Below are 15,891 nucleotides of genomic sequence, written 5' to 3' on the forward strand. Positions count from 1 at the left end.
TACTTACCCAATTCAAACTGAATCGGGTAAGGGAGCTTTTGTCGCTATTTTATTCTTAAATGAAAGAGCCGTGTGTGAGAGAAATTTTCCCGTTTTGTGGGTTCAGTTATCGACAAAGTGCTGGGTCTGAGGTGTACGTCATACGGCTATCAGTACAGCGAGATTGCTGGTTCGCTGGCAAGTGTCTATTTCTGCGGAGGCAACTGCGTGGAGGACGTAACGAGCCACCTGATGCCCCATCTCTCGCTACACCCCACTCTGCGTACCTGCAGCTCTGACACTATTCTGAGAGCGATTTCAGAACTGGCCACGGGTAATACGACCTATACATCCGACACAGGCAAGAGCTATGAATTCAATACGGCCACGAAGCTGAACAGCCTGCCAGTAAAGGCGCTTCTGAGCACAGGTCAGCCTGTGGCAGGAGCGTCGTACGACCTTGATTTCGACCATCAGTTCATAGAGACGGAGAAGTACGATGCGAAGATGACCTACAAGAAGTTTACCGGCTACAGTCCCGGCGTGGCTGTCATTGGCGACTTCATCGTGGGTGTAGAAAACCGCGACGGCAATGCCAACGTACGTTTCCACCAGCAGGACACGCTGGAGCGTATCTTCTCAAACCTTGAACGATATACATATCAAGCGTGTCAGGATGGACTGCGGCTCCTGCTCACGCGAGATTGTGGAAACCGTTGAGAAACACTCGGAGCATTTCTACATCCGTGCCAACCGCTGCGGCTCACTCTATGACAGCCTGTTGGCACTGCGTGGATGGAAGCGAGAAGAGGTCAACGGCATCGAGTATGAGGTGAACTCCATCCTCACGGAGAAGTGGGAGGGCAAGACCTACCGCCTCGTCATACAACTGGAGCGCCGGATGAACGGCGACCTGGACCTGTGGGAAGGCGAGTACACTTACCGCTGCATCCTGACCAACGATTACACCTCAACAAACCGAGAGATTATGGAGTTCTACAACCTCAGAGGTGGCAAGGAACGCATCTTCGACGAGATGAACAACGGATTCGGGTGGGCAAGGCTGCCGAAGTCGTTCATGGCCGAGTACACAGTGTTCCTGCTGCTGACGGCACTCATACGAAACTTCTACAAGTTCCTCATGGGCAGGCTGGACACGAAAGCCTTCGGACTGAAGAAAACCAGCCGCATCAAAGCCTTCGTCTTCAAGTTCATCAGCGTGCCCGCAAAGTGGATAAGGACGGCAAGGCTCTATCAACTGAACATCTATGCGGTCAAGCAATGGACCGCTAATCTTGTTAAGGTAGCGTGATATCTGTCCTGGAGTACATACACATGCCTTTGTGGGATGGTTATAATAACCACAAGGACAGGGGTTCATGGAAGCCACAAACATGAAATTACAAGGATCGTCCACCGTGCCCGATATACGACTTACGGTGATATGTCTGTCTTCCAACGGTTGGCGCAATACTTCCAGTGCCTGGCGCAGGAACTCGGGCAGTTCAACAGAGAAAAACGACTTGTGCCATAGTTCGCCATCTTTTATATCCGAAATTGCCCTCTTTTGGCAACTTGCAGAGACATCTTCATAGGTTGTAATGCAGAATATCAGGCAAGCAAGTATTATATATAATCTTCGCATTTTCAAAATTCCAATTTTATAGAGTACATAATTTCACTATATAAAACGTGAAAAACTTGATTATATTGTGCTTTACACTTAACTTATATTAAAACAGATTATTTTTTTGCTCTCACCTCTCCTATTTCGTGCTGAAAACAAAATCGCGGGTGACGGCTTGTCGTCCGTCCTCGCTGACGAAGTTCTCGCCGAGCACTTGCACACCGTAGGTCGTGGAAGGCTGCGTGACGAAAACAATGGTGAGAGTTTTCCGGTCACCACTCCAACTGTGCTCTTTGTAGGTTGGAAATTCCCTGTCGTTTTTGCCGAGTGAAATCCCGGCACGAGAAGTCCCCAAAAGCGGTGTGTCAGAATAGCCAATCTGCTTCGTTGCTATCGGATTCGGGCTTGGTCATGTACTGCCAGCACGAGAAGTCCAAAAAGCCTCCGCGGGTAATGACCGCGGAGGCAAATAGGGAGTTTTATCTGAATGCATCCCGTTTTTGACGAGGAAGCGTCAGTATGCGGAAAGGGAAGTCACATCATTTCTTGGCTCTTCCGGCTTTCTTCACTTTCTCTTCGCCTTTCTCTTCCTCTGCACGACGGAGCACAACGGCACTGCGGGCAGGGATATAGAGTTGAAGCCAACCCTTGCCGTCACGTTTGAGCAACGGGTCAAAGTTGGTGAAGTGGCGCACGCTGTCATCGGCGAGACCATTGCCACCGAAACGAACGGCGTCGGTGTTGAGCACCACGTCATATACACCCTCGGGCACCATGAAGCCGTAGCCCTCGAAGGAGCGCGTCGGAGAGAAGTTGAAAACGAAAACAAGCGAACCTCTGGACCAAGCAAGCACCTGATCACCATCGTTGTGCCAAATCTCTTGCACGGGATATTTGGTCACGTTGCCCTCTGTCAAGAGTTTCGTCATTTCTTTGTCAAAGTCTCCAAGGAAGTGATAGCAGAGTTCGGGATTATCGACAAGATTCCACTGACGGCGTGCATATTTGCAACTCCAACCGTTTCCTTCACGCGGGAAGTCAATCCACTCGGGATGACCGAACTCATTACCCATAAAGTTCAAATAGCCGCCATTGATGGTTGCTGCCGTGGCGAGGCGAATCATTTTGTGAAGCGCGATGCCACGATGCACGGTGCCGTTCTCGTCGCCCTTTCGGAAGTGCCAATACATGTCGGCGTCAATGAGACGGAAGATGATGGTTTTGTCACCCACAAGGGCTTGGTCGTGACTCTCGCAATAGGAAATGGTCTTTTCGTCGGGGCGACGGTTGGTGATTTCCCAGAAGATGGAAGAAGGTTTCCAATCCTCGTCGCGGAGTTCCTTGATGGTCTTAATCCAATAGTCAGGTATGTTCATCGCCATGCGATAGTCAAAACCGTAGCCGCCATGGGCAAACGGTGCAGCCAATCCAGGCATGCCGCTGACCTCCTCGGCAATCGTGATGGCACGAGGATTCACCTGGTGGATGAGTTCGTTGGCGAGCGTGAGATAGCAAATCGCATTGTCGTCCTGATGTCCGTTGAAGTAGTCTCCGTAGCAGGTGAAAGCCTCGCCAAGTCCGTGGCTGTAGTAGAGCATGGAGGTCACCCCGTCAAAGCGGAAACCGTCGAAACGGAACTCTTCAAGCCAGTAGCGACAGTTGGAGAGGAGGAAGTGAACGACGGAGTCTTTTCCATAGTCAAAGCAGAGGCTGTCCCAGGCAGAGTGCTCACGGCGTCCTCCGGGATAGAAGAACTGGTTCGGGTCTCCGGCATAGTTTCCGAGTCCTTCGGCTTCGTTCTTCACGGCGTGGCTGTGCACGAGGTCCATGATGACAGCCAGTCCGGCATTGTGAGCGTCATCAATGAGGTGCTTCAGTTCATCGGGTGTGCCGAAGCGGCTGGAGGGAGCAAAGAAGGAACTGACGTGATAGCCAAAACTGCCATAGTAAGGGTGCTCCGCAATTGCCATGATTTGAAGGCAGTTGTAGCCGTCTTCAATCACGCGCGGCAGGACGTTGAGACGGAACTCTTCGTAGGAGCCTACTTTTTCCGCATCCTGTGCCATGCCAATGTGGCATTCATAAATCAAGAGCGGTTCGCGTTTGGGTTTGAAGATTTTGCGGGATTTCCATTCGTAGGGTTCTTCCGGTGCCCAGACCTGTGCGGAGAAGATTTTGGTGTTTTCGTCCTGCACGACTCGTCGAGCGTAGGCAGGGACGCGCTCTCCTTGTCCGCCTTTCCAATGCATGGAGAGTTTGTAGAGGTCAAGGTGGTGGAGTGCTTTGGAGGGCAGTTTCAATTCCCAGTTCTCCGTGCCGGGAATGCGTTTGAAACGATAGGTTTCCTCTTCTTTCCAGTTGGAGAAGTCACCGATGAGATAGATGTCCGTGGCATTCGGCGCCCATTCCCGGAGCACCCACTGACGCGCGGTGCGGTGCAGTCCGAAGTAGAGGTGTCCGCCGGAGAATTCGACGAGGTTACCCGTTCCTTTGGTCAGTCGGTCAATTTTTTCTTGTGCGTGGTTGTGCCGTCCTTCAATGGCGGGGGCAAAAGGCTCCAGCCAGCAGTCATCGCGCAGGATTCGCAGCTTGGGCTGGCGCTCAGCAACGGCTCTTTTGCGGGAAGTAGTGCTTGTGGTCTTTTTCATGGTAAAAGATTATAGAGGTTTAAAGGTTTTCAAAGAATCAGGCGGAATTTATGGCGGAGTTTCTTCGTTGTCCCGGTTTTATTTCACGATGCGTCCGTTGGAGTATTCTCCTTTTTTGGTGACGTTTCCGTTTGCGTCATATTCCACGAACGGTCCGTGCTTCACGCCCTGTTTGTAGGTGCAATCGATTCGTGTCCCGTCGGATTTGATTTCTATCGACTTTCCGTCTCGTTTTCCGGCAGAGAAAGAGCCTTTGAAGCGTCCTCCGTTGGCATAGCGCAGGATGCCTTCGCCATCCATGGCGTTGTTTTTCCATCCGCCGTTATATTCATCTCCGTTTTTCCATTTATAGACACCGTGACCGTGCATCATGTTGTGCTGCCAGTCCCCCGTATAGGTTGCCACGCCTTTCCAGATGAAGGTGCCTTTTCCACTTTGTTCGCCTTGCAGGAAGGAGCCTGTGTAGGTGTCGCCGGAGGCAAAGCGCATGGTTCCTTCTCCGCTGCGCTCTCCCAAGAGATATTGTCCTTCATAGACGTCGCCGTTTTTGAACTTATAGATTCCACGCCCATCCTGCATGTCATTTTTCCAGTCGCCGACATAGTAGTCGCCGGTGGCGTAGAAATAAGTGCCGCGACCGTTTCGTTCATTGTTCGCCCAGGAGCCCTCATATTTTTCACCGTCCCCCCAGTCGAAGATTCCCTTGCCGGATTTTTTGTCATCCACCCAGTCGCCTTTGTAGAAAGCACCGTTCTCGTAGGTGTAAAGACCTTTTCCGTTACGTTTGTCGTTCTTCCAACTGCCTTCGTAGCGCGCTCCGTTGTAGTAGTACATCGTGCCCGAACCTTCTTTTTTGTTGCGATACCACAAACCGACGTAGCGATTGTTGTTCACGGCATAGAAAGTGCCCTTGCCGTTACGTTCGTTTTTTGTCCAGTTGCCTTCATAGCGTGAACCGTCGGCATAGTTGAACGTGCCTTCGCCGTGTCGGAGTCCTTTGACGAACTCACCTTCGTAGGTGTCGCCGTTGGAATAGACCGCCCGTCCTTTGCCGTTGGGTTTACCGCCCACCAGTTCGCCGGTATAGACGGCACCATCACGGAGCGTGCAAGACCCGACCATGATTTTCTGTGCATGAACGGCAGGCACGGAGGAAGAAATCAGAAAGAGAGCAAGAATGTATGTGAGGAAAGAAGAACGATGTTTCATACTAAAAAGATAGCGTTGGCGTTGGCTTAAATATTATATATAATAAGGAGTTGGGAGGTGAGACGGAGGGAGTTGGGAGGTGAAACGAATCACTTGTCGGTGTGGCTTTTCAGCCATTCTTCGGCTCTGGCGAGGTCTTCCGGCGTGTCGATGCCGATGGTTTCTGCGTGGGTGTAGCCGACGCGGATGTCGAGTCCGGCTTGCAACCAACGAAGTTGTTCGAGTGACTCTGCCTGTTCCAAACTGCTGACGGGCATTTGCGTGATGCGCTTCAGCGCCTCGGCTGTGTAGGCGTAGAGTCCGATGTGCTTATAGAAGACATGGTTAGCCGCCCATTGTTCCTGTTCGATGCCTCGGAGGTAAGGGATGACGCTTCGGGAGAAGTAGAGAGCGCGATGGTTATGGCTGACCACCACTTTGGGAGAGTTCGGATTGGCGAGCGTTTCAAAGGGAGTGTCGGCGGGGAAAGGCATGACGAGCGTGGCGATGTCCGTGGCAGCATCCTCTTCAAAAGGACGTCTGATGGCTTCGAGTTGCGATGCCTGAATGAAAGGTTCGTCGCCTTGCACGTTGATGATGACATCTGCCTGACTGCCGCTGAGTTCGTAGGCTTCCCGACAGCGGTCCGTACCGCTTCGGTGGGATGTGGAGGTCATGATGGCTTTTCCGCCGAACTGTTCAACGGCACTGAAAATGCGGTCATCGTCAGTGGCGACATAGACTTCCTCAAGTTGTTCCGCAACACGTTCATAAACCCGCTGAATGATGGGCTTGCCATTTAGCAGTGCCAAAGGTTTGGCGGGAAAACGAGTGGACGCATATCGCGCCGGGATGATGGCTACGTATTTCATAATTATATTAGGCTATTTTTTCTGAGTTATCAAGTGGTCAAAACACAATGTTCTTATCAATGTCAAATCCGGGACTTGAAGTTTGAAGAAAGGGACTTGAAGTTTGAAGCAAGCAAGGAATCACTCGAAATAGGATTCTCCGCTGCTGCTTCGGGTGGCTTCGACGCCGGAGTGTCCGTTCATGAGGTCGCTGTTCTCTTCTTCCGAGCCCTCTTCTGCTCCCTCCTTTCCTTCTGCACTCTTCAAAAACCTTCGTTTCATGGATTCCGGTTTTTCAAAGTCTTCTTCCGGATTATATCCCAAAGACTTGTCTTTATATACCTTCAACATGTAGAGTGCCCAGACAGGAAGTGCCGTGGCAGAGCCTTGACCGGAGGCTGTGGAAGAGAAATGGATGTCTCTTTCTTCTCCACCGACCCACACGACGGTGACGAGCCTGGGAACACACCCGACGAACCAGCCGTCGGAGTTGTCGTTGGTCGTACCGGTCTTGCCGGCAATGGGACCTTTCATTTGGAAGGCATAGCGCAGACGGCGTCCGGTGCCATGGTCGATGACCGCTTTCATCATGTCAATCATGTTGTAGGCAGTCTCCTCGCTATAGACCTCATTTGTTCTCGGGGCGAATTCCGCCAGAATGTTTCCCTCGCTGTCTTCAATTTTCGTCACGAGGATGGGAGCGCGACGGATGCCTTTCTGCACAAAGGCGGTGTAGGCGGAGGCAAGTTCGCCGGCAGTGATGTCGCACGTTCCCAGACACAAGGGCATGGAAGGTTGCAGGTTGTCGTTTGCGACGCCGAGTGCGTGGAGGTCTCGAACGAGTCCCTGTCCCGTGGGGTCAATCTCGCTCATCAGCCCCGCTGTCACCCAGTTGTTGGACTGACTCAGTCCCCACTTGAGCGTCACCATGGAGCCGTAGCGTGCCCGGCTTCCGTTTCGGGGACACCACCCGCCGTAGTTTCGCTGCACGTTGAGGATGGTGGTCTCGGGCGTCATGCCGCCTTGGAGTCCCATGGCATAGACGAAAGGTTTCATCGTTGAACCGATTTGACGTCGTCCCACCATTGCCATGTCATACTGGAAGTAGGTGTAGTTCAATCCGCCGACATACGCCTTGACATGTCCCGTGGCAGGGTCGATGGAGACGAGGGAAGAGCGGAGGAATTTCTTGTAGTAGCGAATGGAATCAAGCGGAGTCATGACCGTGTCCACGCTGCCGTGAATCGAATAGACCGTCATGTCGATCGGCGTGTTGAAACTGCGTTTGATTTCTTCTTCCGAAGCCCCTTCGGCACTGAGGAGTCTGTAGCGGTCGCTTTGCCGCATGGCTTTGTCAAGACGCCGTTTGACGACTTCGGATTTAATGGAAACGTGATAGGGGAAGTTGGGGTTACTTCGTTTTTCAGCCTCAAAGAGCGGTTGGAGATTGCGTCCCACCTGTCGCAGCACCGCCTCCTCAGCGTAACGCTGCATTCGGGAGTCGAGTGTGGTGTAAACCTTCAGACCGTCGGTGTAGATGTCATAGTCTGAGCCGTCTTTCTTGTGGTTTTTCTTGCACCAGCCGTAGAGCGGGTCGGTTTCCCACATCAGCGAGTCTTCATAGTATTGTTGCCGCTGCCATTCATGATAGTTTTTGGGGTCGGGTTTGGACGCCATCAAGATGCGACGCAGATATTCTCTCATATAAGTCCCCTGCCCTTCTTTGTGGTCAATTCGGTGAAAGTGCAGTTCGAGGGGTTGTGCGGCAATGGTCTCATAGTCTTCTTGTGAGAGTGTGCCTGCTTTCACCATTTGTGCCAGCACGACGTTGCGTCGTTCGCGGCAACGCTCGGGTTCACGGATGGGATTATAGTAGGACGGATTCTTGCACATTCCGACCAGCGTGGCACACTCTGCGAGGGTCAGTTTGGCGGGTGACTTGCTGAAATAGACGTTCGCTGCCGTTTTGATGCCGACAGCGTTGTGCAGGAAGTCAAAGTAGTTCAGATAGAGAGTGAGGATTTCGTTTTTCGTGTAGTTTTTTTCAAGTTCGACGGCAATGACCCATTCGATGGGCTTTTGTAACAGGCGTTGCATGGTAGATTCAGCTCCTTCGGAGTAGAGCTGCTTTGCCAACTGCTGTGTGATGGTGCTACCGCCGCCGGCTTCTTTGTGTCCCAGAATTCCTCGTTTGACAATGGCGCGTCCCAAGGCTCGCACGTCAATGCCGGAATGCTCATAGAAGCGAACGTCTTCCGTGGCAACGAGTGCGTCAAAGATATAAGGGGAAATGCTGTCATAATCGACAAAGACGCGGTTTTCGTTGCGTGACCAGGTGCCCATGAGGCGTCCGTCGGCGCTGATGATTTGGGAAGCATAGCGACTGATGGGATTCTGGAGTTCGGCAATCGGCGGCATATAGCCAATCCAACCGCGGTTGATGCAGAACGTTCCAAGGATACCAAGCAACAAAAGGGAGAGGAGAACACTCCAAGTTATGACGAAAAACTTTTTTCTCATGAAAAGGTCTAAACTATTCTTCAACAGGGACTAAACCCTCAGACGTGAAAGCAAAGATGTCACGCTGCTGAAGCAAAGAATGCGAAAAGAAATGAAGAGAAACGGAGCGAAAAGAGCCCGTTCTCGGAGCAAACTTACAATTAAATTCTGAATTTCAGTCCGTCAAACGTCAAATATACGTTTTCCGGCAGTTTGGACTGCACTTCTCGGTGGAAGCCGATTTCGTGGGAGAAGTGAGTGAGCCAGGCTTTTTCAACATCCAATTTCTTCACGAAGTCAAGTGCCTGTGACAGACTTTGGTGGGTTGGATGCGGCTTCTCGCGGAGAGCATTGACCACGATGAAACGCACGCCCTGCAGGAGGCGGAGTCCCTCTTCGGGCACCTCGGTCATGTCGGTGACGTAGGCGAAGTCACCGAAACGGTAGCCGAGAATGGGGAGTTTGCCGTGCATGACGGGGATGGGCATGACTTCCCAATAGTTCTCCACCACAAAAGGCACGCCGGGTTGCACGACTTCCAGGCGGATGCGGGGCACGCCGGGATAGAGGTGCTCCCGGAAGAGATAGGGCAGACGCTCACGAATGTGTTTTGCACATTTCTCATCGGCAAAGAGGGGCAAGCCGTCGTCGGTGCGGGTGAAGGGGCGCAGGTCGTCGATGCCACCGGTGTGGTCATAGTGCTCGTGGGTGAAAATGACACCGTCAAGCGGCAAAAAGTCCACACTCAACATTTGTTGTCGAAAGTCAGGACCGCAGTCAATCAAGAGACGACGTCCCTCGTCGGTTTCCAACAAAGCACTGGCACGCAGTCTTCGGTCGCGAGGGTCATCGGAATGACAGACGGGACAGGGACAACCAACTTGCGGAACGCCCACGCTGGTGCCGGAACCCAAGATGGTGACTTTCAATCCGCTTTGCATTTTAACTTTATATTTGATTGAATGTAAGACTAAATGATTTTTCCGCCTTCGACAAAGTTCACCTCGGGTTTGATGACGATGCCAAAGTGCGCCTTGACGTCTTCACAAATGAGTTGGCTGAGATGCTGAATTTCTTTGCCGGTGGCTCCGCCGCGATTGACGAGGACGAGGGCTTGTTTTTCCCAGACTCCGGCGTGTCCGACGGTGCGTCCCTTCCAGCCACAGGTTTCGATGAGCCATCCTGCCGGCACCTTGACGCCGTTCTCGACGGCATAGCCCGGAGCATCGGGATGAGACTGTTTGATTTCGGCATATTTTTCCTCGCTGACCACGGGATTCATGAAGAAGGAACCGGCACTGCCGACGATGCCCGGCTCGGGGAGTTTTTCGCGACGAACATCAATGATGATGCGCCGCAGGTCGGCTGCGGTGAGAGGCTGGTCTTTCGGCAGTCGCTCTTCGACGGCGCGCCGTGTGGCTTTGTAGTTCAAATCGGGACGAAAGACGGTGGAGAGACGATAGGTGACATGGGTGACGATGAACTTGCCGCGATTCTCGGGTTGTTTGAAGATGCTGTGGCGGTAACTGTAGTCACAATCTTCAGCGGAAAAGACTTTCACCGTTCCCGTGGCGACTTCAACCGTCTCGACTTCTTCGATGAGGTCAGCCACTTCTGTGCCGTAGGCGCCGATGTTCTGCACGGCACTCGCTCCGACTTCGCCGGGAATGAGAGAGAGGTTTTCTGCGCCAAAGCAGGCGTGGTTCACCGCCCATTCCACGAAATCATCCCAAACAACCCCTGCGCCGGCTTTGACCCAAACGTTTTCGCCCTCGCGTCGCAGCATTTCAATGCCGCGAATGCCGGAGTGAAGCACGGTGCCGTCATAGTCTCCAAGAAAAAGGAGATTACTGCCGCTGCCGATGTGCAACCACGGCGTGGCGGACAAACGAGGGAGCACTTGCCGGATCAGTGTCTCCGTGTCGGCATATTCAACGAACGACTTGCAACGGACGTCCAAGCCGAAGGTGTTGTGAGGAAGGAGGGAGTGACTCATATCTTACGACTCTTTTTTTGGGGTGTGGGGAGTATATGAAGGAGTGATTCGTGAAACATCTATCAAAAAATCTTGTCCGAAGAATTATTCTGAAAAGTCGGCATCAGTTTTCCAGACCTTCAAGCATCCACGAATTCCGGTACGGAGCAAACGAGAGGATGCATCCCATTCCGCCGGATGCGCTGCAAACAGTGAAGATGCGCTTGCCGTGAGACACCCCCTTGGACGTAGAGCCATATACTATATTAGTAATGGTGTGTTTCGGTAGGTCGGGACGGAAGTCCTGCCACTGCTGTCGGTCGAGCACACCTTCGATTTGGCTAAAGGAGTTGTCATCGTAGGTCTTGAAACGGAACGGGTCTTTGACGTGGCTTAGTTGGAATTCGGTGCTTGTGGAGAATTTCCTGTAGAACTCATAGAAGTCTCTGTCCTCGTGATTTTGCAAGTCACCTTCCCGGATGCCGGTCAGCATCCAAGTGCCGTGAATGCGCCGGAAGAAATATTGTTTCGTTTTTTTCTTCGAAAGATAAATCCACTCAAAAGTGGCTTCAGAGACGCCAGTGTCCTTTTCAGCCTTCATCTCCTTTTCAGAATGATAGATGACGGTGTAGGTTTCCTGTTTGGAGAAGAGCGGGTCAAACTTCCACTCCCGAGCCGAGAGGACACGGGATTGTTCGTGAGAATGGAAAGGAAGCGGGAAAGAGATTCGGGAAAGTTGGAAACGCTTGCTCTTCATGAAAGAATAGATGAAGTCGTCAAAAAGTTCGTCGGCAACTTTCGGAGGCAGAGCGGAAGTGGTGTCCGCAGGGACAACAGTGTCGGCAGAAGTCACCGAGTCCTGCCGGACAGTTTCTTTCTTCGGCTCATCCGTGGTGCGCTTGCAAGACATCGGAATCGTCAGCAAGACAGCAAGAAAAAGAATAAAGTTTTTCATCAAAATCAACGATTTTGTACTTCTTGGAGGGCAAAGTTACGTAAAATTACTCATTATTCGCCGTGCGATACGTCCAACTTTCTGTGATTTGCACTAACTTTGCGCCTTGAAGAAAAACTGAAAGTCTGTGCGACACGCCACAAGTGCACGACACAAACGAAAAAACATACTCAAAGTGATTACAGAAAAAATTCAAAGTCTTCTTGAAGAAACAGCCGCTCTCACCGCCACCACCGCCAAAGAGGTGGAAGATCTTCGCATCCACTATCTGGGAAGAAAGGGCGTGATGAACGACCTCATGGCTGAGTTCCGCGAACTGCCGCAAGAAACAAAAAGGGAAGTCGGACAGAAACTCAACCAACTGAAACAATCCATCCAGGCGCAACTGGACACGCTGCGCAAAAACCTGCCCGCTGAAGACGGAAAGAAAGATGCGCTCGACCTGACACGCACTCCCTACCCCACTCCGCTCGGCTCACGCCACCCGCTCACCCTCGTGCGAAACGAAATCATTGAGATATTCTCTCGACTGGGCTTCGTCCTTGCCGACGGACCGGAAATCGAAGACGACTGGCACGTCTTCTCTTCCATGAACTTCCCCGCCGACCACCCCGCACGCGACATGCAGGACACCTTCTTCATCGCACGCCAGCCGGACATCGTCCTCCGCACACACACCAGTTCCGTGCAAAGCCGTGTGATGGAGACCACACAACCCCCGATTCGAGTGATTTGCCCGGGACGCGTCTATCGAAACGAAGCCATTTCCGCTCGTGCACACTGCTTCTTCCATCAGGTGGAAGGTCTCTACATTGACAAACACGTGAGTTTCGCTGACCTCAAGCAGGTACTTCTCACTTTCGCTCGCGAACTCTTCGGCGAAGGCACACAAATCCGTCTCCGTCCCTCCTACTTCCCCTTCACCGAACCCAGTGCAGAAATGGACATCTCCTGCCACATCTGCGGCGGAAAGGGTTGCGCCTTCTGCAAACAGACCGGTTGGGTGGAAATCCTTGGTTGCGGCATGGTGGACCCCGCCGTACTTGAAGCCAACGGCATTGACAGCAAGGAATATAAAGGCTACGCTTTCGGCATGGGCGTGGAACGAATCACGAACCTCAAATATCGCGTGAAAGACCTCCGACTCTTCTCCGAAAACGACGTGCGCTTCCTCGACCAATTCGTCGGCGAAGGATTTTGAAAAAATACGAGCAAAGCCTCTTAAAACACATCCCGATGCAGTTTCCACTGTGTCGGGATTTCTTTTTTCGTCAAAAAATGACGTACGCAGACGGCGACTCTTCACTTTTTTCTCGGGAATCATCACTCCTTCCCGCCGATTCGTCACCTACCGTTCGGCAAGTGGTAAGTAGCATGCCGTCGCCCACCTCATTTGAGGATTACTTAGCACCTTTTCGTCTGTTGCATTCTCGGCAGAGCATTTGGCAGTTGTCCTCTGTGGTACGCCCGCCGTCGCGCCACGGCGTGATGTGGTCGCCCTCCATGAGCGTGAAATCAAACTCTTTTTGACAGAGCGGGCAAACGTGTTTTTGTCGTTCCCACACGGCGAGTTTGATGTCGTCGGGGAAGGTGCGAAGGTCAAGGAAATGCTCGTCTCGGGTAAGGACGTAGGGGATGATGCCCACCTTCTTCTGCACCTCACTGTCGCGCATCAGTCGGGAGATTTCTTCTTCGAGCGCAGCAATGTCGAGCGTCTGAGAGGAGAACTCGTCGTAGAGGCGCGCCCAGTCTAAGCCTTTCATGATGGTGCGGAACTTTCGCGGGTTGAAGTTAGTGATTGCCCAGTTCAAGACGCTTTGGAAATACGTCCACAAGTTGTTTGCGTTCGGGTCGTGCTGATGCGCCGCCATGTATCCCACGGGCGTTTGCGGTTTTCCCTGCCGCGTCTCGTGTTGCGCGACCCATTCGAGAGCCTTCTTCAAAAAGTCCTGCCGGATGGGCGTACCGTTGACGAGGTCTTTGCCGAGGCGGTAGGCGCCGCAGTTGTTCTTGGAAAAGTGACGTTTGGCATCGCTGACGAAAGGTCCGGCATAGATGGCGTTGTGGATTTCCTGGTCGTTGAGCGGCTTCCCCGCGATGTTGATGGTTTTGAACCACTCCAATTTTTCTGAAGCCGGTCCTTCACAGACATAGACCGTGAGGCGATAGTCCAAAATCTGCTGCTGCACGTCGGGGGTGAGGTTGAAGAAGTTTTTGAAATTGACGCTGAACTTTCCGGCGACGTATTCGCAGAGCGAAAGCGTGCGCTGCTGTCCGTCCATCACCTCGTAGGGGCACTCTGCGTCCTCGCTTCGTTTCACCCAGTACATCACGTTCAGCGGATAGCCGTGCATGACGGTGTGAATGACCGCCTGCTGTTCCTTGTCGTTGTAGATGAACTCGCGCTGATAGGGCGGACGGATGTCAAGTCTGCCTCCGTAGCCTCTCACGCCCTGTTCTTCGTTGTCCACGTAGCCGTCCACGATTTCGCGCACCGTGACGTCTATTTGCTTAATTGTCATCATAGTTGTTGGGGATGTTTGTTGCGGATAAAGATTCGAGAAAATAATCTTTGCCCATTTAAAATTGCACAACCTCCTCGATCTTCTTTATGTGCAATGTATTTCAGTTCTTTTAGAATTTCCGATGGAGCAGACGTTCTTGTGTTTCCACATGCTTGCCAAATTATATCAAATTGTTCGGGATTATATTTGTCAAGAAAGGTGATTGGTACTCCCATCACGCCAGGGTAGTCACATGGTATATCAATAGTCTTACCAACTTCAATTGCATCATAGTTTTCAAAATGAGGATATTCTTCAGGAGAATATCGACAAACTAAATCCAAAGACTCGTGCCTTTTATTAATTTCTAGATTTGTAAACCATGTTATACCCGATACACGAATCATTCCTTTTCGATGGTCACCAGCCGTAGCAGTATCTTCGTATGGAGAAACAAAATGTGCCACTGCACCTTTAAACCCATATCCTAACCAGACCTTATTATATTTTATTAAAGGGAAGAATTCTTTATTCGTAATGGCCATTTGCTTTCCGATAATCAAGAACTTCTTTTCATATTCCATCAACTGCGCCACATATTCCCGAAAGAGAGAGAAAGGCGGGTTGGTCACGACAATGTCCGCCTCGCGCAGCAGTTCAATGCACTCCTCCGAACGAAAGTCGCCCGTTTGCAACTGCGTCAGCACGTTCTTGTCGTTTTTGATGAGGATTTCCACGTCGGTCATATCCACTGCGCCGTCGCCATTCATGTCCTTCACCTCCGTGATGACCAGTTTGTGGGCAATGCGTTTCGGTTCTTCCTCCTCTTCCTTCCACTCGGGGAACAGCGCGAGTTCGCTGCCTTGGATGGACGAGCCGTTGTAGCACGTGCAAATCAATTTTTTCAGTCCGAGTTGATTGAAACGCGAGGCGAAGTATTTGAAAAAATTGCTTTCGTAGGGGTCGTCGCAGTTGCAAAGCACGGTTTTGCCGCGGAAGTGTGACCAATAGTGTTGCAACTCGCGTTCGATGTCCTCCAACTGCGTGTAGAACTCATCCTTCTTTGCCACCTTAGCGGCGTTAAGATTTTTGTTTGCCATAAAAAAGACTGATAGAGTGAGGCATGTCGGCTATCAGTCCGCAAACGCGCAAAAAAAGAAGCGTGGTGCTCTTCTTATCGCGTTTAGCACGGGGCGGCCTCGGAATGGAACCCCGGTCCCTCGTAAGAATGCACCACGCCTTGAGCGTGAGCATTGCTAATTGAGGGTGGAGCGCACCATATACGGAGCAACCCTTCACATATTATTCTCGTGCTTTTTATTCCAATAGAGTTTCCGAGGCTCTTGGCTAAACGCGAAATAATAGCGAATGCAAAAAATGTATGTTCAAATGTCGTGAAAGCGCGAACACTTTCAGCGGCGAAAGTAGGCATTTCGTTTCGTACCGCAAAACACATGGAGCGGAAAATGAAACTTCACAAGAAATTGACGCACCGTCATCGTGCTGCAATCAATCCCCACGAACGTGGGAACAGAATGGTTTTTCTCAGCCAAACTTCCACCGGACAGCCATCGTTGTTTGTAGACACACCTTGACACTGCACTATACGTAAATAAAAGGGGAAACAAAAAAACTCTGCAAACTATACACAAACCCTACATTTTG

General features: G+C 51.6%; 11 protein-coding genes and 2 pseudogenes. 2 read left to right on the plus strand and 11 right to left on the minus strand.

Features of this window, described 5'->3' with window-relative positions:
• Nucleotides 1-99: 99 nt before the first annotated feature.
• A pseudogene (locus I6E40_RS09195) lies at nucleotides 100-1,291 on the plus strand (IS1380 family transposase); the annotation flags it as partial.
• Here the strand turns inward: I6E40_RS09195 and I6E40_RS09200 are convergent.
• The 9 genes and pseudogenes from I6E40_RS09200 to I6E40_RS09240 form a co-directional block, all read right to left on the minus strand.
• Nucleotides 1,235-1,495: pseudogene (locus tag I6E40_RS09200) on the minus strand (ATP-binding protein); the annotation flags it as partial. The pseudogenes I6E40_RS09195 and I6E40_RS09200 sit on opposite strands and share 57 nt — an antisense overlap.
• Before the next feature lie 250 nt (nucleotides 1,496-1,745).
• Complete coding sequence (locus tag I6E40_RS09205) at nucleotides 1,746-1,961, minus strand: hypothetical protein (protein ID WP_235386748.1); 216 nt, start codon at nucleotides 1,959-1,961, stop codon at nucleotides 1,746-1,748.
• Between the two features lie 184 nt (nucleotides 1,962-2,145).
• A complete protein-coding gene (locus I6E40_RS09210; protein ID WP_235386749.1) occupies nucleotides 2,146-4,254 on the minus strand; it encodes an alpha amylase C-terminal domain-containing protein in 2,109 nt (702 codons plus the stop codon).
• 78 nt (nucleotides 4,255-4,332) lie between these two features.
• On the minus strand, nucleotides 4,333-5,463 hold the full coding sequence (locus I6E40_RS09215; RefSeq protein WP_235386750.1) for a phosphatidylinositol-4-phosphate 5-kinase: 1,131 nt from the start codon (nucleotides 5,461-5,463) through the stop codon (nucleotides 4,333-4,335).
• A gap of 89 nt (nucleotides 5,464-5,552) precedes the next feature.
• A complete protein-coding gene (gene kdsB / locus I6E40_RS09220) occupies nucleotides 5,553-6,314 on the minus strand; it encodes a 3-deoxy-manno-octulosonate cytidylyltransferase (protein ID WP_235386751.1) in 762 nt (253 codons plus the stop codon).
• Between the two features lie 120 nt (nucleotides 6,315-6,434).
• Nucleotides 6,435-8,813 carry a transglycosylase domain-containing protein gene (locus I6E40_RS09225; RefSeq protein WP_235386752.1) on the minus strand — a complete coding sequence of 793 codons (2,379 nt, stop codon included), beginning with the start codon at nucleotides 8,811-8,813 and terminating at the stop codon, nucleotides 6,435-6,437.
• A gap of 140 nt (nucleotides 8,814-8,953) precedes the next feature.
• Nucleotides 8,954-9,721 (minus strand): MBL fold metallo-hydrolase, encoded by a 768-nt coding sequence (locus I6E40_RS09230; protein WP_235386757.1) that lies wholly within the window; start codon nucleotides 9,719-9,721, stop codon nucleotides 8,954-8,956.
• 41 nt (nucleotides 9,722-9,762) lie between these two features.
• On the minus strand, nucleotides 9,763-10,788 hold the full coding sequence (murB, locus tag I6E40_RS09235; RefSeq protein ID WP_235386753.1) for a UDP-N-acetylmuramate dehydrogenase: 1,026 nt from the start codon (nucleotides 10,786-10,788) through the stop codon (nucleotides 9,763-9,765).
• Nucleotides 10,789-10,891: 103 nt separating this feature from the next.
• Nucleotides 10,892-11,722, minus strand: coding sequence for a DUF4348 domain-containing protein (locus I6E40_RS09240; protein WP_235386754.1), 831 nt, complete (start codon nucleotides 11,720-11,722; stop codon nucleotides 10,892-10,894).
• A gap of 178 nt (nucleotides 11,723-11,900) precedes the next feature.
• Between I6E40_RS09240 and pheS the strand changes: the two genes are divergently transcribed.
• Nucleotides 11,901-12,923 carry a phenylalanine--tRNA ligase subunit alpha gene (gene pheS / locus I6E40_RS09245; RefSeq protein WP_235386758.1) on the plus strand — a complete coding sequence of 341 codons (1,023 nt, stop codon included), beginning with the start codon at nucleotides 11,901-11,903 and terminating at the stop codon, nucleotides 12,921-12,923.
• Nucleotides 12,924-13,122: 199 nt separating this feature from the next.
• On the opposite strand, the gene I6E40_RS09250 is transcribed toward pheS, so the two are convergent.
• Nucleotides 13,123-14,247, minus strand: a complete 1,125-nt coding sequence (locus tag I6E40_RS09250; protein WP_235386755.1) for a DUF262 domain-containing protein — start codon at nucleotides 14,245-14,247, stop codon at nucleotides 13,123-13,125.
• Entirely contained in the window at nucleotides 14,244-15,326 is a 1,083-nt protein-coding gene (locus I6E40_RS09255) for an adenine-specific methyltransferase EcoRI family protein (protein WP_235386756.1), read from the minus strand. The genes I6E40_RS09250 and I6E40_RS09255 overlap by 4 nt, the downstream gene beginning before the upstream one ends.
• Nucleotides 15,327-15,891 lie beyond the last annotated feature (565 nt).

This window comes from Prevotellamassilia timonensis, assembly GCF_021531665.1.
Lineage (GTDB): Bacteria > Bacteroidota > Bacteroidia > Bacteroidales > Bacteroidaceae > Alloprevotella.